The sequence below is a fragment of the Citrobacter sp. SX206 genome, assembly GCF_024181025.1.
Taxonomy (GTDB): Bacteria; Pseudomonadota; Gammaproteobacteria; order Enterobacterales; family Enterobacteriaceae; genus Citrobacter; species Citrobacter youngae.
Map to the genome: position 1 here is coordinate 3,453,851 of NZ_CP049738.1, position 20,263 is coordinate 3,474,113.

At 52.5% G+C, this 20,263-nt stretch carries 17 protein-coding genes; 4 read left to right on the plus strand and 13 right to left on the minus strand.

Annotated features, from left to right (window positions below; genetic code table 11):
• Positions 1 to 34: 34 nt before the first annotated feature.
• Genes G8S19_RS16835 through decR form a run of 3 tightly spaced genes read right to left on the minus strand, consistent with a single transcriptional unit; the run spans position 35 to position 4,081 of the window.
• Entirely contained in the window at positions 35 to 1,813 is a 1,779-nt protein-coding gene (locus G8S19_RS16835) for a SmdB family multidrug efflux ABC transporter permease/ATP-binding protein (protein WP_124021512.1), read from the minus strand.
• The gene (locus G8S19_RS16840; RefSeq protein WP_199984879.1) at positions 1,806 to 3,578 is read right to left on the minus strand and encodes a SmdA family multidrug ABC transporter permease/ATP-binding protein; all 1,773 of its coding nucleotides are present in this window, start codon (positions 3,576 to 3,578) and stop codon (positions 1,806 to 1,808) included. The genes G8S19_RS16835 and G8S19_RS16840 overlap by 8 nt, the downstream gene beginning before the upstream one ends.
• A 44-nt stretch (positions 3,579 to 3,622) precedes the next feature.
• Entirely contained in the window at positions 3,623 to 4,081 is a 459-nt protein-coding gene (decR, locus tag G8S19_RS16845) for a DNA-binding transcriptional regulator DecR (RefSeq protein WP_167469992.1), read from the minus strand.
• Between the two features lie 112 nt (positions 4,082 to 4,193).
• Here decR and G8S19_RS16850 point away from each other — a divergent pair, with 112 nt between their 5' ends.
• Entirely contained in the window at positions 4,194 to 5,249 is a 1,056-nt protein-coding gene (locus G8S19_RS16850) for a PLP-dependent cysteine synthase family protein (RefSeq protein WP_124021509.1), read from the plus strand.
• Positions 5,250 to 5,300: 51 nt separating this feature from the next.
• Here G8S19_RS16850 and cof read toward each other — a convergent pair whose 3' ends face one another.
• Positions 5,301 to 6,119 carry an HMP-PP phosphatase gene (cof, locus tag G8S19_RS16855; RefSeq protein WP_124021508.1) on the minus strand — a complete coding sequence of 273 codons (819 nt, stop codon included), beginning with the start codon at positions 6,117 to 6,119 and terminating at the stop codon, positions 5,301 to 5,303.
• Positions 6,120 to 6,345: 226 nt separating this feature from the next.
• Here cof and G8S19_RS16860 point away from each other — a divergent pair, with 226 nt between their 5' ends.
• Complete coding sequence (locus tag G8S19_RS16860; protein ID WP_124021507.1) at positions 6,346 to 8,046, plus strand: SgrR family transcriptional regulator; 1,701 nt, start codon at positions 6,346 to 6,348, stop codon at positions 8,044 to 8,046.
• A 65-nt stretch (positions 8,047 to 8,111) separates the two neighbouring features.
• Entirely contained in the window at positions 8,112 to 8,807 is a 696-nt protein-coding gene (gene queC, locus G8S19_RS16865; RefSeq protein ID WP_003021638.1) for a 7-cyano-7-deazaguanine synthase QueC, read from the plus strand.
• A 114-nt stretch (positions 8,808 to 8,921) separates the two neighbouring features.
• Here queC and G8S19_RS16870 read toward each other — a convergent pair whose 3' ends face one another.
• From G8S19_RS16870 to bolA, 9 genes are all read right to left on the minus strand, one after another.
• The gene (locus G8S19_RS16870; RefSeq protein ID WP_124021506.1) at positions 8,922 to 9,320 is read right to left on the minus strand and encodes a YbgC/FadM family acyl-CoA thioesterase; all 399 of its coding nucleotides are present in this window, start codon (positions 9,318 to 9,320) and stop codon (positions 8,922 to 8,924) included.
• A gap of 103 nt (positions 9,321 to 9,423) precedes the next feature.
• The gene (locus G8S19_RS16875; protein WP_048212425.1) at positions 9,424 to 9,798 is read right to left on the minus strand and encodes a helix-hairpin-helix domain-containing protein; all 375 of its coding nucleotides are present in this window, start codon (positions 9,796 to 9,798) and stop codon (positions 9,424 to 9,426) included.
• Between the two features lie 146 nt (positions 9,799 to 9,944).
• Positions 9,945 to 11,819 carry a peptidylprolyl isomerase gene (ppiD, locus tag G8S19_RS16880; RefSeq protein ID WP_124021505.1) on the minus strand — a complete coding sequence of 625 codons (1,875 nt, stop codon included), beginning with the start codon at positions 11,817 to 11,819 and terminating at the stop codon, positions 9,945 to 9,947.
• A gap of 267 nt (positions 11,820 to 12,086) precedes the next feature.
• Positions 12,087 to 12,359 carry a nucleoid-associated protein HU-beta gene (hupB, locus tag G8S19_RS16885; RefSeq protein ID WP_003021629.1) on the minus strand — a complete coding sequence of 91 codons (273 nt, stop codon included), beginning with the start codon at positions 12,357 to 12,359 and terminating at the stop codon, positions 12,087 to 12,089.
• A gap of 208 nt (positions 12,360 to 12,567) precedes the next feature.
• Entirely contained in the window at positions 12,568 to 14,922 is a 2,355-nt protein-coding gene (lon, locus tag G8S19_RS16890; RefSeq protein ID WP_003831014.1) for an endopeptidase La, read from the minus strand.
• A 184-nt stretch (positions 14,923 to 15,106) separates the two neighbouring features.
• Entirely contained in the window at positions 15,107 to 16,381 is a 1,275-nt protein-coding gene (gene clpX, locus G8S19_RS16895) for an ATP-dependent protease ATP-binding subunit ClpX (protein WP_040232704.1), read from the minus strand.
• Positions 16,382 to 16,507: 126 nt separating this feature from the next.
• A complete protein-coding gene (clpP, locus tag G8S19_RS16900) occupies positions 16,508 to 17,131 on the minus strand; it encodes an ATP-dependent Clp endopeptidase proteolytic subunit ClpP (RefSeq protein ID WP_003021624.1) in 624 nt (207 codons plus the stop codon).
• Between the two features lie 246 nt (positions 17,132 to 17,377).
• The gene (gene tig / locus G8S19_RS16905) at positions 17,378 to 18,676 is read right to left on the minus strand and encodes a trigger factor (protein WP_003021622.1); all 1,299 of its coding nucleotides are present in this window, start codon (positions 18,674 to 18,676) and stop codon (positions 17,378 to 17,380) included.
• A gap of 344 nt (positions 18,677 to 19,020) precedes the next feature.
• A complete protein-coding gene (gene bolA / locus G8S19_RS16910; protein WP_040232707.1) occupies positions 19,021 to 19,338 on the minus strand; it encodes a transcriptional regulator BolA in 318 nt (105 codons plus the stop codon).
• 305 nt (positions 19,339 to 19,643) lie between these two features.
• Between bolA and G8S19_RS16915 the strand changes: the two genes are divergently transcribed.
• Positions 19,644 to 20,222, plus strand: coding sequence for a lipoprotein (locus tag G8S19_RS16915; RefSeq protein ID WP_016152050.1), 579 nt, complete (start codon positions 19,644 to 19,646; stop codon positions 20,220 to 20,222).
• The last annotated feature ends 41 nt before the right edge of the window (positions 20,223 to 20,263 follow it).

A 20,263-nucleotide genomic window follows, 5' to 3' on the forward strand; every position in this document is an offset into this window, starting at 1 on the left:
CACACTGGCTGTAGGCCTGAGAAACGCAGCGCCATCAGGCGATTGCCGAATCTTCGTTTACGCTAGCCGCCAGCTCTTCGCCCGCCAACTGCAGTTGATACATTTGCCAGTAGCGGCCCTGTGCGGCAAGCAGTTGCTGGTGCGTGCCGCGTTCAACGGCCTGTCCCCGGTGCAGTACCAGAATGGTATCCGCATCGACAATAGTGGATAACCGATGCGCAATCACCACCAGCGTGGTGTGCTCACGCACCGCTGCCAACGCCTGCTGAATAGCCTGTTCAGTACCGGAGTCAATGCTGGCCGTCGCTTCGTCCAAAATCAGCACCTGCGGCGTTTCGACCAGCACGCGCGCCAGCGCCAGCAGCTGTTTCTGCCCAACTGATAGATTATTGCCCTGCTCGCCCAGTCGGGTATGAATACCCTCGCTCAGACCCCGCGCCAGCTCGGCCAGCTGTACGGTTTCCAGCGCCTGCCACACCCGTTCTTCTGAGATATCACGACCCAGCGTGACGTTTACCAGGAAGGTATCCGCCATCACCACCGGATCCTGTTGCACCATCGCCACGCCCTGGCGTAACACACTGTGGCTCAGTGAAGACAGCGGTCGTCCGTCCAGACGGATTTCCCCCTGCGTCAGCGGGTAGTACCCCATCAGCAGACTGGCGAGCGTGCTCTTGCCGCTACCGGTATGCCCGACCAACGCCACAAAACTGCGCGATGGCACGGACAGGCTGATGTTTTGCAGCACCAGATTATCATCACGATAGGCAAAAGAGACGTTATCAACCTCAATGTCACCGCTTTTCAGGGGGTGGATATCCTCACCATAACGCTGGCGTGGGCCATCCATCAGTTCAAATACCCGTTCACCAGCTACCACCGCCTGTTGCAGCATTGATTGCTGGGTCGTCAGCTCGATCAATGGCTCGTTCAAACGCCCCAGATAGCTGATAAACGCATACAGCACCCCGACCTCAATGGACGTGCCGGACGTAAAGCTAAACAGCATCAGCAAACCGCAGAGGATCAGCGCCGAGAAAAGGCTCAGCAGCGGACGCAACAAAAAGCCATCCAGGCGCAGAGTCTGCATACGCGCCATATAGTGCGAGCGGCTGGCTTCGCCCATTCGCTCACCAAAGCGCGCCTGCTGGCGGAACTGTTGGATAACGCTCATGCCGTTGATGACTTCGTTAAAGCCATCGTTAATATCCGCCAGATAAGCGCGCACCCGACGCACAATGGGGGTGCTGTAGCGCTGATAAATCACCATCACCACCATCACCGCCGGGAAAATGGCCATCGCCACCAGCGCCATACGCCACTCAAGGCTGAACATCGCCACCAGCATGGCACCGATTAAGGCGGCGCTGCGCAGTACCGTCGCGACCACCGTCACATACAGGTCACGGATCACTTCGGTGTCATTGGTCACACGTGAGATAAGCTGCCCGACTGGCTGAGTATCGAAAGCACTGAGCGGCTGACGTAGCGCGGCATCCATCACATCGGTACGTAACTGCTGCACCACACCAACGGCCGCCTGGTTAAAGAGTAATGACTGCGCGTAATGCAGGCCCGCCGCCAACAGTTGCAGACCGACATATGCCGCCACCAGCCCAGCCACCATCGCCAGCGGCAGATTGTTTTTCGCCACCATGTTGTCGATAAAATAGCTGATGAGCAGCGGACCACTCACCTCCGCCGCTGCCGCCACCCATAGCATGACCACCGCAATTGCCAGCTGTTTTCGCCACGGAGAGCCGTACGCCAGCAGTCTTTTCAGGGTCGGCCATAGCTGCCCAAAACTACGCATTAGCCGCCTCCTCGTTTACTTCTGGCGCATCAGACAGCGCCGCTTCCAGTTGCTGATAACGGTACATATCACGATACCAGCCGGGTTGCTGCACCAGCGCATCATGTTCGCCACGCTGAGCAATATGTCCGTGCTGCATCACGATAATTTCATTGGCTTCCGTCAGAGCCGATAAACGGTGGGCGCTGATAATCACGGTTCTGCCTTCGCCCCACTGACGCAGGTTATGCAAGATCTGATGCTCGGTACGACCATCTACCGCCGATAACGCATCATCCAGAATCAGGATTTCAGCATTCAGCAGCAGCGCACGAGCGATAGAAATACGCTGTTTTTGTCCACCGGACAGCATCACCCCGCGTTCACCCACTTCGGTGTCATAGCCTTGCGGAAGACGTAAAATATCCTCATGCACGCTGGCCAGACGTGCAACATGTTCGATCTCTTCCTGTGTGGCCTGTGGGCGTCCAAGCGCTATGTTGTTGGCGACCGTATCCGAGAACAAGAAAGGTGTCTGGCTGACCACTGCCAGACGGCTACGCCAGCTATCAAGTTGCAAGCGAGTTAACGGGATATCATGAAAGCGCACATCGCCCTCAGTGATATCAAAATGACGCTGGATCAGCGACAACACCGTACTTTTACCCGCGCCGGTCGGGCCACAAATACCCAGCATCTGCCCTGGCTTAAGCTGGAAATTCACATTCTCCAGCACCGGATGAGTCGTTTGCGGGTAGCGAAATTCGCGAATTGCCACCGCCAGCTCGCCGCGTCCTTCCGGCACGGGTTCTGTGCCGTCATCCACTACCGGCGCTTCAGCCAGCATGGCGCGAATACGGCTATACGCGGCGCTGCCTCGCTCAACAATGTTAAACATCCATGCCAGTGCCAGCATCGGCCAAATCATCAGCCCGAGATACATCATAAAACTGGTTAACTGACCAAGGGTCAGAGAGCCATGAACCACCATCCAGCTTCCCCCGGCGATAGCCAGCAGGTTAGCCATACCAATGGCGATATAAATCGTGGGGTCAAAACGGGCGTCAATGCGGGCGACCCGTAAGTTTTTCTTGCCGGTATCTTTAGCATCTGCGGCAAATAGCGCCGACTGTCGGTCTTCCAGACCAAAAGCCTTAATCATACGGATACTGGTCAGGCTTTCCTGAGTACGATCGTTAAGGCTGGAGAACGCTGCTTGCGCAACCTTAAAGCGGTTATGGAGTCGATCACCGTAACGTTTGATCATTATCGCCATCACCGGCATTGGGAGTAGCGCGATAAGCGTCAGCTCCCAACTGATTTGCGTAGACATCACGATCAACACCGCGCACCCCATGACCAGCGAGTCCACCAGCGTCAATACACCTTCGCCAGCCGCAAACACCACCCGATCAACATCGTTAGTTGCACGCGCCATCAGATCGCCGGTGCGATGACGCAGATAAAATTCAGGATGCTGGCGGCTCAACTGGCGGTAATAGTCTTCGCGTAGTTCAACTGCCAGTTGGTAGGATGCGCCAAACAGCAGCACGCGCCAGACATAGCGCAGTAAATAAACCACCACGGCGATCAATGCAATGGTTCCCACCCACATCAGCAGCCGCTCGGTAGTGAAGCGTTGTGTCGTTACGCCATCCACAATGATCCCCACCACTTTTGGCGGGATAAGCTGAAGAATAGCGATGATGATAAGCAAGGCCACCGCCCCGAGGTAGCGACGCCACTCCCGGCGGAAGTACCAGCTTAATTGAGCAAATAATCGCACGCGTTATGTCCTGACAAAATTTCCGGCAATAAGCACCGGGAGAATTATTCAATAGGGAGAGCAGTTGTGTATTTAATCTGTTCCATGGCAAAGCTGGAGGTGACGTCAGACAGGCCCGGTACGCTGTTCACCAGGCGCTTATAAAATTCATCGTAGCTTTTCATATCAGCGACCTGCACCCGCATCAGGTAATCATACTCCCCTGCCATACGCCAGAACCCCAGCACCTCCGGCATCCCGGTCACTTCGGTGACAAAGCGGCAGTACCACTCGCTGCTATGATGCTGGGTTTTAATCAGCACAAACGCGGTTAAACCCAGCCCCAGTTTTTCCGGATCCAGCAGAGCAACCTTGCCCAGCAGAATGCCGTCATCCTCAAGCCGCTTGAGCCGTTTCCAGCAGGGGGTGGTCGTCAGATTAACGGCATCGGCTAACGCCTGCAAAGAAAGGGTGCAGTCTTGTTGCAGTAGGCCAAGCAGCTTACGGTCAATTTTGTCTAACATATCCACTCCACAGAGAAGAATTTTCTCCTTACATTCTATTTTAAAGGCTAAATGGCAACAATTTTTTCCGTGCTTTTCGCTATTCTGGGCACAAAATGACAAATGGATATTAATGATGAATAGCTCCTGGGTTAAAAACGCCATCAATGAAATTAATGCGGATTACCAGCGTTCTGCCGATACGCATCTTATTCGCCTGTCGCTTCCGGCGTTTCCGGGTATTCAGCTCTATTTGAAAGATGAGAGCACGCATCCAACCGGTAGCCTGAAACATCGCCTGGCACGTTCACTGTTTCTCTACGGACTGTGTAATGGCTGGATCAAAGAAGGCACCACCATCATTGAATCATCGTCCGGTTCAACGGCGGTATCTGAGGCTTATTTCGCTCGACTGTTAGGGCTGCCGTTTATTGCTGTCATGCCTTCCTGTACGGCAAAACGCAAAATTGAACAAATTGAATTTTATGGCGGCCGCTGCCACTTCGTGGAAAGCGCCTGCGAAATTTATGCGGCTTCTGAGCAGCTGGCACGTGAACTGAACGGGCATTATATGGACCAGTTCACCTATGCTGAACGCGCCACCGACTGGCGTGGTAACAACAATATTGCCGACAGTATCTTCCGCCAGATGCAGTGTGAACCCAACCCCGTGCCTCGCCATATCGTGATGAGCGCAGGAACCGGCGGCACCTCAGCAACCATTGGTCGCTATATTCGCTGTCAGGGCTACGACACTCGTCTGATGGTGGTGGACCCGGAGAATTCGGTTTTTCTGCCCTTCTGGCAGGATCGCGATGCGACATTGCGCAGCCCGGTCGGCAGCAAAATCGAAGGCATCGGCCGCCCGCGTGTCGAACCGTCTTTCATTCCTGACGTCGTTGATGAAATGCTGCGCGTGCCGGATGCCGCCAGCGTGGCTACCGCGCACTGGCTGGAAACACAGTTGGGTCGTAAAGTCGGCGCCTCAACCGGCACCAACATGTGGGGAGCGCTGCAACTTGCCGCGCGCATGCGCAACGCCGGAGAAACCGGTTCACTGGTGACGCTGCTGTGCGACAGCGGCGAACGCTATCTGGAAACCTACTACAACCCGCAATGGGTTGACGCGCACATAGGCGATTTAACGCCGTGGAAAGCGGAACTTGCCCAGTTGCTGAATACACACTGAGCAGACAAAAAAAAAGCCAGACGCGAAGTCTGGCTTGCTGGAAGGGATCTCTCATTCGGGGGAATAAGGTAGATGCGGATTGTCCAGCCAATGCGTCAAAAAGTGTGATACCGCCTGATTACGGCAATGCCCAATCACCGATAAATGAGGTAGTGCAGCCATCAGTTGCGGCATCGCGTTACCCATAATCAGGCCGCGCCCTACGCTGCCTAACATTTCGCGATCGTTCATGGCATCGCCAAACGCCATACACTCGGCCATTGAATACCCTAAGTGGTCACTCAACACCGCCAGCGCAGATCCTTTGTTACAGCCCAGCGGCAACACCTCGAGGCAATCAACCGCGGAGAAACAGAGATTCGCCTGCTCTCCCAACGCTTCATTCAGTTGAATGCGCAATTGGATCAGCGACTCATGATCGCCGCAAAAACAGACCTTCGTTACCTGATGAGCCGGAATACGTTTCACATCGACGATCTGGTAGCGAAATCCGCTATACACATGCGCCTGTAGCAGCGAGGGGATCTCTTGTCCGGTAAACCAACCGTTGTCATTAAAGACATGCATGCTGGCGGTGGTATCCCATTTCTGATGTAACACGATATCCGCAACATGCGGATCCAGATCCTGACGGTGCAACACATCGCCCTCAAGAGAGTGAATGCGCGTGCCGTTACCGGTGATCAAAAAGGCGTCCAGTGAGATAGAACCCAAAATGTGGCGCATTTCCAGCACATGGCGGCCAGTGGCAAATGTCAGAGTGATATCGCGTTCACGCAAGCGCGCCAGCGTTGAAAGCGTTTCGTCACCTAAATGGTGATTCGGCATCAAAAGGGTGCCATCCATATCAAATGCAGCCAGACGAGCCATTTCTTTCTCCACACTGTGACGCGGTTAACTTGTGATTCAGTATCACCTGAGATATACGGAAGTAATAGTGAATAGATAAAATGAATTGTTCCGGGTTTATTACAGAAAATCATTCAAGTTGCATCAAGGCGGCAAGTGAATGAACGCCCAGGAGCATACATTTCAGTATGTGACTGGGGTGAATAAACGCAGCCAACAAAGAGGCAGCTTGAAGGATGAAGTGTATATGAGATTGTTGAATCGCCTGAACCAGTACCAACGCCTGTGGCAGCCTTCGAACGGCGAACCGCAGTCGGTGACCGTCGGGGAACTGGCTGAACGCTGTTTTTGCAGCGAGCGCCACGTGCGAACCCTGCTGAAGCAAGCACAGGATGCTGGCTGGCTGGAGTGGCACGCTCAGTCCGGACGCGGGAAACGCGGAGCATTACGTTTTTTGGTCACCCCAGACTCGCTGCGCAACACGATGATGGAGCAGGCACTGCAAAAGGGTGAACAGCTCAGCGTACTGGAACTGGCTCAACTGGCCCCCGGGGAATTAAGAACCCTGCTGCAGCCGTTTATGGGCGGGCAATGGCAAAATGATACGCCAACCCTGCGTATCCCCTATTATCGCCAGCTCGAACCTTTGCACCCTGGATTTCTCCCCGGTCGTGCGGAGCAGCACCTTGCCGGACAGGTATTCTCTGGCCTGACACGTTTTGACAGCACTACGCAACGTCCCTGTGGAGACTTAGCCCACCACTGGAATATCTCCGCTGACGGCCTGCGCTGGGATTTCTATATTCGTTCCACCCTGCATTGGCATAACGGCGATACGGTAAGCAGCACGCAGCTACATCAACAGTTGCTGAAGCTGTTAGAGTTACCTGCGCTGAATAAGCTGTTTATCAGCGTAAAACGCATTGAGGTAACGCATCCCCAGTGTCTGACCTTTATTCTGCATCGTCCCGACTTCTGGCTGGCGCACCGTCTGGCGAGCTACAGCAGTCACCTGGCGCATCCTGAGCACCCGTTTGTGGGTACTGGCCCGTTCCGGTTGACGCTGTTTACTCCTGAGCTGGTGCGTATCGAGAGTCACGACCACTACCATCTGAGTCATCCGCTATTGAAAGCCATTGAATACTGGATAACCCCACAGCTTTTCTCCCAGGATTTGGGCACCAGCTGTCGCCATCCGGTACAAATTGCGATAGGTAAACCAGAGGAACTTCCCATGCTAAGCCAGGTAAGCAGCGGGATCAGCCTCGGTTTTTGCTATCTTACGCTCAGAAAAAGCGCGCGCCTGAATACGCAACAGGCCCGTCGACTGGTCAATATTATCCACCGCTCTTCGCTGCTACAGACGCTTGAGGTGGATGAAAACCTCATTACTCCCAGCAATGCCCTGCTGCCAGGATGGACGATCCCACAATGGGATGAACTGAACGAAGTAGCGCTACCAGAAAAACTGACGTTGGCTTACCACCTGCCGGTAGAACTGCACGCCATGGCTGAACAGCTTCGCCAGGCCCTGGCAAAACTGGGCTGTGAATTAACGCTTATTTTTCATAATGCTAAAAACTGGGATGGCGACCATCCTTTAGCCCAGGCCGATCTGATGATGGGCGACAGGCTGATTGGCGAAGCCCCCGAGTATACCCTCGAACAGTGGTTACGTTGCGATCAGCTATGGTCACACGTTCTGAATGCACCCGCATATACTCATCTGCAGACCACGCTGGATGCCTTGCAAATTCAGGCCGATGAGGACGATCGTCATGCAGCTTTACAGCAGGTTTTCGCCACGCTGATGCATGACGCAACCCTGACGCCGCTGTTCAATTATCACTATCGCATCAGCGCGCCGCCGGGCGTGAACGGCGTACGTTTGAATCCGCGTGGCTGGTTTGAGTTCACCGAGGCCTGGTTACCGCCCCCTTCATCGTGAAGAAGCTGGTCGGCGACACGCCCAGGCGCTACCATAAGGGCTTCGTTATTTTGTCAGGAAAAGCCATGAAACGTGCCGTTGTTGTATTCAGTGGAGGTCAGGACTCCACGACTTGTCTGGCGCAAGCGCTGCATCAGTATGATGAAGTGCACTGCGTGACCTTTGATTATGGTCAGCGCCATCGCGCTGAGATTGATGTCGCACGTGACCTGGCCTTAAAACTTGGCGCACGCGCGCACAAAGTGCTTGATGTCACGCTGCTCAGTGAACTGGCTGTCAGCAGCCTGACCCGCGATAATATTCCGGTACCCGATTACGAACCGGATGCGAACGGCATTCCCAATACCTTTGTGCCAGGACGCAATATTCTGTTCTTAACGCTGGCAGCAATTTACGCGTACCAGGTGCAGGCAGAGGCGGTCATTACCGGCGTGTGCGAAACGGATTTCTCTGGATACCCGGACTGCCGCGATGAGTTCGTCAAAGCGCTGAACCATGCCGTAAGCCTGGGTATGGCGAAAGATATCCGCTTTGAAACCCCGCTGATGTGGATTGATAAAGCCGAAACCTGGGCGCTGGCCGACTACTGGGGCAAGCTGGATCTGGTACGTGAAGAAACGCTGACCTGCTATAACGGCATCAAAGGTGACGGTTGCGGTCACTGTGCGGCCTGTAATCTGCGCGCCAACGGCCTGAACCATTATCTGGCGGATAAACCGGCGGTGATGGCAGCAATGAAGCAGAAAACTGGCCTGAAATAATAGTGCGAATAGTGCCGGATGGCGACGTAAACGCCTTGTCCGGCCTGGCGATATTCACCATAGTCAATATCGCCCGTAGGCCTGATAAGCGAAGCGCTATCAGGCAACGTTGAGCTACTGCACCATCTGCTCCAGTTTTTCGCGTAACTCCCCTTCCAGCGGCAGCGCTTTTTGCGTTTTCAAATCAATACAGACAAAGGTAATCAATGCGTCTGCCACCACCTGTCCTTCCGGCTCCAGGGTAATTGTCTGGTTTAGCACGCCGCTTTTGCCATTTAGCTGTTGCACCTGACTGGTGATGGTCAGCAGGTCACTTAGCACCGCAGGGCGGCGGTAGTTAATATTGATATTCACGACCACAAACGCGATATTGTGCGCGGTCATCCATTGAAAGCTGTCGCTGTTTTCCAGACCAGCCCAGCGCGCTTCTTCCAGAAACTCGAGGTAGCGGGCGTTGTTGACGTGCTGATAGACATCAAGATGAAAACCACGGACTTTGATTTGTGTTTGCATAGCGCAGAAACCTTACGTTTTTTATAGGAGTGTTTTCAGGGTAGTGAGGCCATAACTGGTATGACCTCTACAGTCTGGCAAATTTTCAGCGCTGTGCAAGTTATTAAAGTGTTAAAACTGCCAGGTTACGCTCCACCAGCGAACTGCCCATACCCGGTACCTGCTTTAAGTCCTCCACCGTTTTAAACGGTCCGTACTCCTCACGATAGCTCACAATCGCCTGCGCTTTCTTCAGACCGACGCCATTCATGACTCGCGCTAAATCCTCCGCGGAAGCGCTGTTGATGCTTACCCTGGTGCCTTCATCGTCGCTTGCTTTAGCGGGCTGTGTGGCTTTGCTTTGTGCCGCCCCTGAGTTTTCCGCTTTGGTTTGAGTCGCCTGGCTTTTGGCGACAGCCTCAGCCGCCAATGCAGTTTGGGCCATACCAGCGCAGGTCAATGAAAGAGTGATAAGCAGGGCTTTGATTCCATGTTTCATACTGTTTTCTCCTTGTTTGTTAACAGTGGAATCACGATAGCGAGGTGCAGAACAGCAGACAAACGGCAAATATCAAAAATGGAAAAGGCCGCGAAAGCGGCCTTTTGTAGATACAAACTTTTGCAATTTTTTGCGAGCGGACTCGGTTATTGCTGCTGTTCCAGCGCATCCCCGATTTTAATTTTGGCCGCTTTACGCAGGTTGCTCATCAGCGCTTCGAAGACAATCTGCGCGTTGTTCTGAGTGATCCCCTGAACCATCGCTTTCTTCTGCGCTTCAGGCATAGAACCGGCTTTCACCTCGTCCAGCGCCAACAGTACAACGTTACCCTGCATATCGTTCGCAACACCGTAGCTCGGCTTGTCTTTTGCCGGCAGGCTCAGACCAAAGGCAGCCTGACTCAACGGATCCTGACCCGTACGGCTCAGCGTTTTCGCCTCGCCAAAGCTCAGACCCGCCGCTTTCAGCGCTTCATCGCCTTTACCGGCTTTCAGATCCGCCAGCAGTTTATCGGCATCAAGCTTCGCCTGCTGCTCTGCTTTATTGTGCTTAACGAGCGCAGTTACCTGCTCTTTCACTTCAGCCAGTGGCTTCACGGCTTCTGCTTTGTGTTCGCTAATACGCAGCACGAACGCGCGATCGCCATCCACGGTGATGATATCGGAGTTACTGCCAGGCGTTCCGTTCTCGCCAACCAGACCACCATTGAAAATGATGTCAGCGACTGGTTTGAAATTCAGTTCTTCCGGCAGGCTGTCACGGCTAAACCAGCCCGTTTCAACCGCTTTCATACCTGCTGCCTGCTCTGCACCCGCCAGAGATTCGTTATCGTTGCTGGCCGCATCGCTGACTTTCTGCTGCAGCGCATAGTAGGCATCCAGCGCTTTTTCCTGCTTCACTTTCGCCGCAATGTCGTCGCGAGCTTCGCTCAGCGGTTTAACCTGTGCAGGCTGTACGTCATCAAGACGCGCCACGAGGAAACCAACGGAAGACTTAATTACGCCAGACAGTTGGCCTTTTTCTTTCAGACCGGCATTTTTCAGCTCATCCGGGGTGGTGGAATCTTCCAGCCAACCCATATCACCGCCGTTACGGGCAGAGATGATATCAGCAGATTTTTCTTTCGCCAGCGCAGCAAAGTCACCGCCTTTATTCAGCTCGTCCAGTACCGCTTTTGCTTCATCTTCCGTTTTGGTCTGGATGATGCTATAGCGGTTACGCTGCGGCTGAGTGAACTGATCCTGATGCTGGTCATAATAAGACTGAATATCAGCATCGCTGGCGGTTTCCTGCATTGCTGCAGCGTCCAGCTTGATATAGCTCACACGGAACTGTTCCGGCGTCATAAAGTTGTTTTTATTCTGCTCGTAGTAGCTGGCAACTTCCTGCTCGGTAACAGATTGCTTCGCGGCCAGTGCGTTAACGTCAATCGTCGCCTCGCGCACGATCCGCTGCTGTGCAACCAGTGCAGCCAGTTCGTCCGTTTCACCCTTCAGCATAAAGTCGGTCCCGGCAACGCCGTTGATCAACTGTTGCGTGGTGAGCTGGTTACGCAATGCCTGAGCGTACTGATCTGCGGTCATTCCCATCTGATTCACAATCGCGTTGTAGCGGTTGTTATCAAATTTGCCGTCAACCTGGAAAGCCGGTGTGGCGAAAATAGCCTGCTTAATCTGATCGTCGCTAATGTTGAGCTTAAGCTCACGGGAGTACTGATCCAGCAGCGCTTCGTCCACAAGACGATTCAGCACCTGCTGACGCAGCGTTTTCATATAACCTTCGTTCGCCGCCAGCTCAGAATATTGATCGCCCAGCTGTTGCTGCATGCGGTTACGTTCGCTGTTGAACGCATTCTCGAACTGCCCGCGGCTGATCTCCTGGCCATTCACTTTAGCGGCGTAGTTATTGCCCCCGCCAATCAGGTAACCACTCACGCCGGTCAAAATGAACGACACGATAATGATACCGAAAATAATCTTGAGCACGAGACTGTTAGCAGCCGTGCGTAAGCTGTCCATCATGGTGTAACCACACTCCGCTGTAGATGACTATACGCGTTATCCTTCAGGCCGTCTGCGCGTTGACACAACAACGGCGGCAAGGATTTTGAGTATATATGCTTCACGCAGCATAGCGTTTCCTGAACGCTGCGCACAAAGGCCTATTGTGACAAGAAACAGGGGCAATTGTCAGCCCACAACGCATAGAAAGTACCGGAATCAGAAATAAAAAAGGCACATCGGTTGATGCGCCCTTGTACTTAGTCACATCCCCAAAGGGGAAATCACTTAGTTTACCGCGTCTTTCAGTGCTTTACCTGCACGGAAGCCCGGTACTTTAGCCGCGGCGATGGTGATCTCTTTACCTGTTTGCGGGTTGCGACCAGTACGGGCAGCACGCTCTTTAACGGCAAAAGTACCAAAACCTACCAGTGCTACGTCATCACCTTCTTTCAGGGATTCGGTAACAGAAGCAATAATTGCATCTAACGCACGTCCAGCCGCAGCTTTAGAGATATCAGCCCCTGCAGCAATTTTGTCGATCAGTTGAGATTTATTCACTCTTCTCTTCCTCTTTATAATATATATCGCACCAGAATCCTTCAAAGTGCGACCGCGCAGCAGTTATATCAGGCCTGCCATGCCCTTACAACACCCGATAATGATGGCAAGCCCAATCCGTTATCTAAATTAGCTATACAAAAAAAGGCTGGCAAGCCCGAAATGGCCTGCCAGCCCTGTTTTTATTAATGCTCTTTGCGCGAGGTCACTATTTTGCCGTCACAACCTGCATTCCAGAGGGTTCATTTTGCAACGCAAGAGTCAGAACTTCCTCAATACGTTTCACCGGGTGAATATTAAGATCGGCAATGACGTTGTCCGGAATCTCTTCCAGGTCACGTTTGTTTTCGTCTGGAATTAAGACCGTTTTAATGCCGCCGCGGTGCGCCGCCAGCAGTTTCTCTTTCAAACCACCAATAGGCAGAACCTGACCACGCAGGGTGATCTCGCCAGTCATCGCCACATCGGCACGAACCGGGTTACCGGTCAGACATGAGACCAGCGCGGTGCACATGGCAATACCCGCACTTGGACCATCTTTTGGCGTCGCGCCTTCAGGTACGTGAACGTGGATGTCGCGTTTTTCGTAAAAATCCGGATTAATACCCAGTTTTTCCGCACGCGCACGTACCACGGTCAGTGCAGCCTGAATGGATTCCTGCATGACTTCACCCAGAGAACCGGTGTAGGTCAGCTTACCTTTACCCGGTACGCAGGCGGTTTCGATGGTCAGCAGATCGCCGCCCACTTCCGTCCACGCCAGACCGGTCACCTGACCCACGCGGTTTTCGTTATCCGCACGGCCATAGTCAAAGCGCTGTACGCCCAGGTAGTCGTGCAGGTTATCGCCATTGATCTCGATGTGTTTCAGTGATTTATCGAGCAACAACTGCTTAACTGCTTTGCGGCACAGTTTGGAGATTTCGCGCTCCAGACTACGCACGCCCGCTTCACGGGTGTAGTAACGAATAATGCCTACAATGGCGCTATCGTCGACCGTCAGCTCACCTTTTTTCAGCGCGTTACGCTCAATCTGTTTTGGCAACAGGTGACGTTTCGCAATGTTCAGCTTCTCGTCTTCGGTATAACCAGACAGACGAATCACTTCCATACGATCCAGCAACGGTGCCGGAATGTTCATGGAGTTCGACGTCGCAACGAACATCACGTCGCTGAGATCGTAGTCCACCTCCAGGTAGTGATCGCTGAACGCCACGTTCTGCTCTGGATCCAGCACCTCAAGCAGTGCGGAAGCCGGATCGCCACGCATGTCAGAAGACATTTTGTCGATCTCATCAAGCAGGAACAGCGGGTTTTTAACGCCCACTTTGGCCATTTTCTGGATCAGTTTGCCCGGCATCGAACCGATATAGGTCCGGCGGTGACCACGAATTTCAGCCTCATCACGCACGCCGCCAAGCGCCATACGGATGTATTTACGCCCTGTCGCCTTGGCGATGGACTGACCCAGAGAGGTTTTACCTACCCCCGGCGGCCCAACCAGACACAGGATCGGCCCCTTGATTTTGTTCACACGGCTTTGGACCGCGAGATACTCAAGGATACGGTCTTTGACGCGTTCCAGACCGTAATGGTCGGTATCGAGGATTTCCTGCGCCTGACGCAGGTCTTTTTTGACCTTGCTACGCGCATTCCACGGCACCTGTACCATCCAGTCGATGTAGCCACGCACGACCGTCGCTTCTGCCGACATCGGAGACATCATTTTCAGCTTCTGCAGCTCTGCTTCCGCTTTCTCTTTTGCCTCTTTCGGCATTTTCGCCGCGTCGATCTTACGTTTCAGCGCTTCGTTTTCATCCGGCGCATCGTCCATCTCGCCGAGCTCTTTCTGAATAGCTTTCATCTGCTCGTTCAGATAGTACTCACGCTGGGACTTCTCCATCTGCTTTTTCACGCGGTTGCGAATGCGTTTCTCAACCTGCAGCAGATCGATTTCTGACTCCATCATCGCCATCAGATATTCCAGACGTTCATTCACGTCGGACATCTCCAGCACGGACTGTTTGTCAGCCAGCTTCAGCGGCATGTGCGCTGCGATGGTGTCCGCCAGACGTGCAGGATCGTCAATGCTGTTAAGCGACGTCAGCACTTCTGGTGGGATTTTTTTGTTTAGCTTGATATAGCCTTCGAACTGGCTGATAGCTGTACGTACCAGCACTTCCTGTTCACGCTCATCAATAGCAGGCGAATCAAGGTACTCCGCTTTCGCAGAGAAATGCTCGCCGTTGTCTGACAACGCAGAAATACGCGCGCGCTGTAACCCCTCGACCAGCACTTTTACGGTGCCGTCAGGCAGTTTCAGCATCTGCAAAATAGAGGCCACGGTCCCGACGGTGAAAAGATCGTTTACACCCGGCTCATCCGTTGACGCTTCTTTCTGCGCGACCAGCATGATTTTTTTATCATGGTCCATAGCCGCTTCAAGACAACGGATAGATTTTTCCCGCCCTACAAATAAGGGTATGACCATGTGCGGATAAACCACCACATCGCGCAACGGCAATACGGGGATTTCAATGCGTTCAGAACGCTCAGGATTCATAGAGCTCTCTCTTAGTTTAGTTTCCGCCAGGTAATCAGGTGGTACGACTGTGCTTCACACCACCTTTAACATGTATGTCAGTATATGGGGATGATTCCCACACATTCAACGCCATGTTTACGGAAAAATAAAAGGGGAGATAAAATCCCCCCTTTTTGGTTAAACGTCTGTATGAATTGATGAATTATTCGCCAGATGCCTGCTGTGCTTCCGGCTTACCGTAAATCAGCAACGGCTTGCTCTGTCCGCCAATCACCGACTCGTCGATCACCACTTTTTCAACGTCTTCCATAGAAGGAAGATCGTACATGGTGTCGAGTAACGCCGCTTCGACGATAGAACGCAGACCACGCGCACCAGTTTTACGAATCATCGCTTTCCTGGCGATAGCATCCAGCGCTTCCTCGCGGAATTCCAGATCAACACCTTCAAGATTGAACAACGCCTGGTACTGCTTGGTCAGGGCATTTTTCGGCTCTTTCAGGATCTGAATCAGCGCTTCTTCGCTCAGTTCGCTCAGGGTTGCCACAACCGGCAGACGACCGATGAACTCAGGGATCAGACCAAATTTAATCAGATCTTCCGGTTCTACCTGCGACAGCAGTTCACCTTCGCTGGCTTTATCAGACTGTGCTTTTACCGTTGCGCCAAAACCAATGCCGGAGCCAGTTTCAACACGGTTAGCAATCACTTTATCCAGACCGGCAAATGCACCACCGCAGATAAACAGGATCTTGGAGGTATCAACCTGCAGGAATTCCTGCTGCGGATGTTTACGACCACCCTGCGGCGGAACGGCGGCAACCGTACCTTCGATCAGTTTCAACAGCGCCTGCTGTACACCTTCGCCGGAAACGTCACGGGTAATGGACGGGTTGTCAGACTTACGAGAAATCTTGTCGATTTCATCGATATAGACGATCCCACGCTGTGCTTTCTGCACGTCGTAATCGCACTTCTGCAACAGTTTCTGAATAATATTTTCAACATCTTCACCCACATAACCGGCTTCGGTCAGCGTGGTGGCATCGGCCATTGTGAACGGAACGTCCAGCAGACGCGCCAGCGTTTCAGCCAACAGCGTTTTACCAGAACCCGTCGGGCCAATCAGCAGGATGTTACTTTTGCCCAACTCGACGCCATTGCTGGTGTCGCCGTTGCGCAGACGTTTGTAATGGTTGTATACCGCGACCGCCAGCACTTTCTTCGCCTGCTCCTGACCGATAACGTAATCGTCCAGGTGGTTGCGAATTTCATGTGGCGTCGGCAGCGCACTGCGTTCACGGTGCGGTGCTACTTCCTTAATCTCTTCGCGAATGATGTCGTTACATAAATCAACACATTCGTCGCAGATATACACGGATGGTCCGGCAATCAGCTTACGCACTTCATGCTGGCTTTTGCCGCAAAAAGAGCAGTACAACAATTTGCCCGAGCCATCTTTGCGTTTATCTGTCATGGGTCAAAACCTCTTCTTTGTTCTTTGTGCCGCACACGACGACGCAAATGCCATTCTCAGGCGCAAGACGCTAGTCAGCGTTGTGCCGCTCCAGGTAATTATAGCGGCACACCTGCGCGCTGGGCATTAATTACGATGGGTCAAAATCGAGTCGACCAGACCGTACTCCACCGCTTCAGAAGCGGAGAGGAAGCGATCGCGCTCGGTATCACGTTCAATCTGCTCAAGAGATTGACCCGTATGATGCGCCATAAGTTCGTTCATGCGCCCTTTTACCTTCAGGATTTCACGGGCATGAATTTCAATATCCGTTGCCTGACCCTGGTAACCGCCCAGAGGCTGGTGGATCATGACGCGAGAGTTAGGCAGGCAAAAACGTTTACCTTTCGCCCCGGCGGTCAGCAGGAACGCGCCCATTGAGGCCGCCTGGCCCATACAAATGGTGCTGACGTCTGGCTTAATAAACTGCATGGTGTCATAGATAGACATCCCGGCAGTGATCACCCCACCAGGGGAGTTAATATACAGGTAGATATCTTTTTCCGGGTTTTCTGCTTCCAGGAACAGCATCTGCGCCACGATCAGGTTAGCCATATGGTCTTCGACCTGGCCAGTCAGAAAAATGACGCGTTCCTTAAGTAGACGAGAATAGATATCAAATGAGCGCTCACCACGTGAGGTCTGTTCAATGACCATCGGCACCAGCGCCATATGGGGTGCAAAGTTATCTCGTTCGCCGCTGTATGACATTTCCGTCTCCTGGATAAAATTTGAAAAAACCTGCTGTGCTGATTGTAACCTTATGGACGGATTATCAGCTAGTCCCTCAGTAATGGGTACGACATCGCCATAATTCAAGCATAACAATCTTTTGTTGTAACGCTAACACTGAAACGCTGTTTTCGCACTCTTCCCATGCAAAATGCGTGACAAAAAAAAACCCGCCACCAAAAGGTGACGGGCTTGCGTATGAAATTCGTGCTAAAAAGCGACGAATTACGCCTGCTGGTTCATCAGTTCGTTGAAGGAAGTGGCTTTTTCAGTCACTTTCGCTTTCGCCAGAACGGCTTCAACAGCCTGCTCTTCCAGAGCGACGTTACGCATGTTGTCCATCAGCTCTTTATTTTTGCTGTAGAACTCAACCACTTCTTTCGGATCTTCGTAAGCAGAAGCCATCTCTTCGATCAGGCCTTTAACGCGATCTTCGTCAGCTTTCAGTTCGTTGGTGCGAATCACTTCGCCCAGCAGCAGACCAACAACTACGCGACGCTTAGCCTGTTCTTCGAACAGTTCACGCGGCAGTTCCAGAGCTTGTTTCTCGTTACCGCCGAAACGCTGTGCAGCCTGACGACGCAGAACGTCGATTTCGCTGTCGATCAGCGCAGCCGGAACGTCGATGTCGTTAGCTTTCACCAGACCTTCGATCGCCTGAGACTTAACGCGGTTACGCACAGCGCCTTTCAGCTCGCGTTCCATGTTTTTACGGACTTCAGCGCGCAGACCCGCTACGGAACCATCTTCAACGCCGAAACGTTTGATGAATTCTTCAGTCAGTTCCGGCAGTTCACGTTCTTCAACTTTCTTCAGGTTGATAACGAACTTCGCAGCTTTACCTTTCAGGTTTTCAGCGTGGTACTCTTCCGGGAAGGTCACGTCGATAGTGAACTCTTCGCCAGCTTTGTGGCCTTTAACGCCTTCTTCAAAGCCCGGGATCATACGACCCTGGCCCATCGCCAGTACGAAGTCAGACGCTTTGCCGCCTTCGAACTCTTCGCCGTCTACAGAACCGGTGAAGTCGATGGTTACACGGTCTTCTGCATCAGCAGCGCCGTCTTTGTCTTTCCAGGTAGCCTGCTGCTTGCGCAGGGTATCCAGCATCACGTCAACGTCAGCGTCGGTAACTTCAACAACCGGTTTTTCAACTTCGATTGCTTCCAGGCCAGTCAGCTCAACTTCCGGGTAAACTTCAAACTCTACCGCGTAAGTAAAATCTTCACCCAGTTTGTATTCGCCCGGAACGTAGTTCGGTGCGCCAGCCGGATTGATTTTTTCTTTGATGATCGCGTCAACGAAGTTGCGGCTCATCAGGTCACCCAGAACGTCCTGGCGAACAGACGCGCCATAACGCTGAGCAACAACATTCATCGGTACTTTTCCTTTGCGGAAACCGTCAATACGCACTTTCTTCGCTACGTTGACCAGCTCGCTTTTCACAGCGGTCTCGATGCTGTCAGCAGCGATAGTAATCGTTACACGGCGGCCAAGGCCTTGAGTGGTTTCAACTGAAACTTGCATCTTGTTACCTCAAAAAATCACAGTGCTCGGTCAACTCTTCTCCGCAAGCACAGGTTGTTGGCTTCGCGGAACTGGGATGTTCTCATAATCAATCACATTCCCTGTCGTCAGAATCATCCCGAAGACATTCCGAAAAATAAGACGCGCATTATAGCGGCATCACTTTTATGAGTCGAGAACGGTTATTGCGCGTTGCTGCGGCTTTTTTCACAATTCCCGGCTAATTTTTGTCTGAATACTGGACGACCTACTCAGAATTCAGACAAAACAAAACGGCCCGCAGGCCGTTTTCACATAATCTGTAGCAACATACTGGAAAAGCGTCGGTTGTTGCAAATCCGTTTTTACGCGATGCTTCCCGCCCCACGACACGGAGGCGATGCAAAAATCGTATCCTGCAACGCTTCCCACTCCTTAATGGTGTAGGTATGCAGAGCAAGGGCATGAACGGTTGTGGAAAGCTCCGCCGTTAACGTGCTGTAAATCATCCGATGACGATTAAGAAAACGTTCACCTGTAAAGCGATCGCTGACCAGCACAACCTTAAAGTGGCTTTCAGAACCAGCCGGGACATTGTGACGATAGCTTTCATCCACAACTTCGAGGAACACGGGTTGGAACGCTGCCCTTAATTTTTCTTCTATTTGCTCACGAATCATCATGAAATTTTCCTCCGACAACGCTGAGATGTCACCCATCCCTTTAAATACTAGCCGCTTTTACCGTTTTCATTACACCTTAGCAACAAAAAATTAGCGCTTGTCTGATTTTCTCAGCCAAATGGATGAAGTTCACTAATTCCTCACTTCGATTTATTGCAAAAAGTCCGTTTATGGTCTCCACAAAATCATAAAACGAACAACACAATGAATTTACATGCGTTACCTACTTCCCCTCATCGTTGGCGATGTTATGATGGCGGGAAATTTCTCCAACCATACAATTTAGATTCGCTGAGAGCCCTGGCATGTTTAAAAAAATCCTCGTCCCGTTTGTCGCGCTGTTCATGTTAGCTGGATGCGCAACGCCGCCGACCACTATTGAAGTCTCCCCGAAAATTACCCTGCCACAGCAGGACCCAAGCCTGATGGGCGTGACCGTTAGCATCAACGGTGCCGACCAGCGTCAGGATCAAGCGCTGGCAAAAGTCACCCGCGACAACCAACTGGTTACGCTGACTGCGTCCCGCGATCTGCGCTTCCTGCTGCAAGAAGTACTGGAAAAACAGATGACCGCACGCGGTTATATGATTGGACCAAACGGCGCTGTAAACCTGCAAATCATTGTTAGCCAGCTGTACGCTGACGTGTCTCAGGGTAGCGTGCGCTATAACATTGCCACCAAAGCAGATATCGCCATCATTGCGACCGCTGCTAACGGCAACAAGATGACCAAAAACTACCGCGCAAGCTATTCTGTTGAAGGCGCACTGCAGGCCTCTAACAAAAATATCGCTGACGCCGTTAACAGCGTGCTGACCGACACCATCGCTGATATGTCTCAGGACACCAGCGTTCACGATTTCATCAAGCAGAACGCGCGTTAATTTCTGCCCATATGGCCCGGCGTTCGTCGGGCCTATAGAAG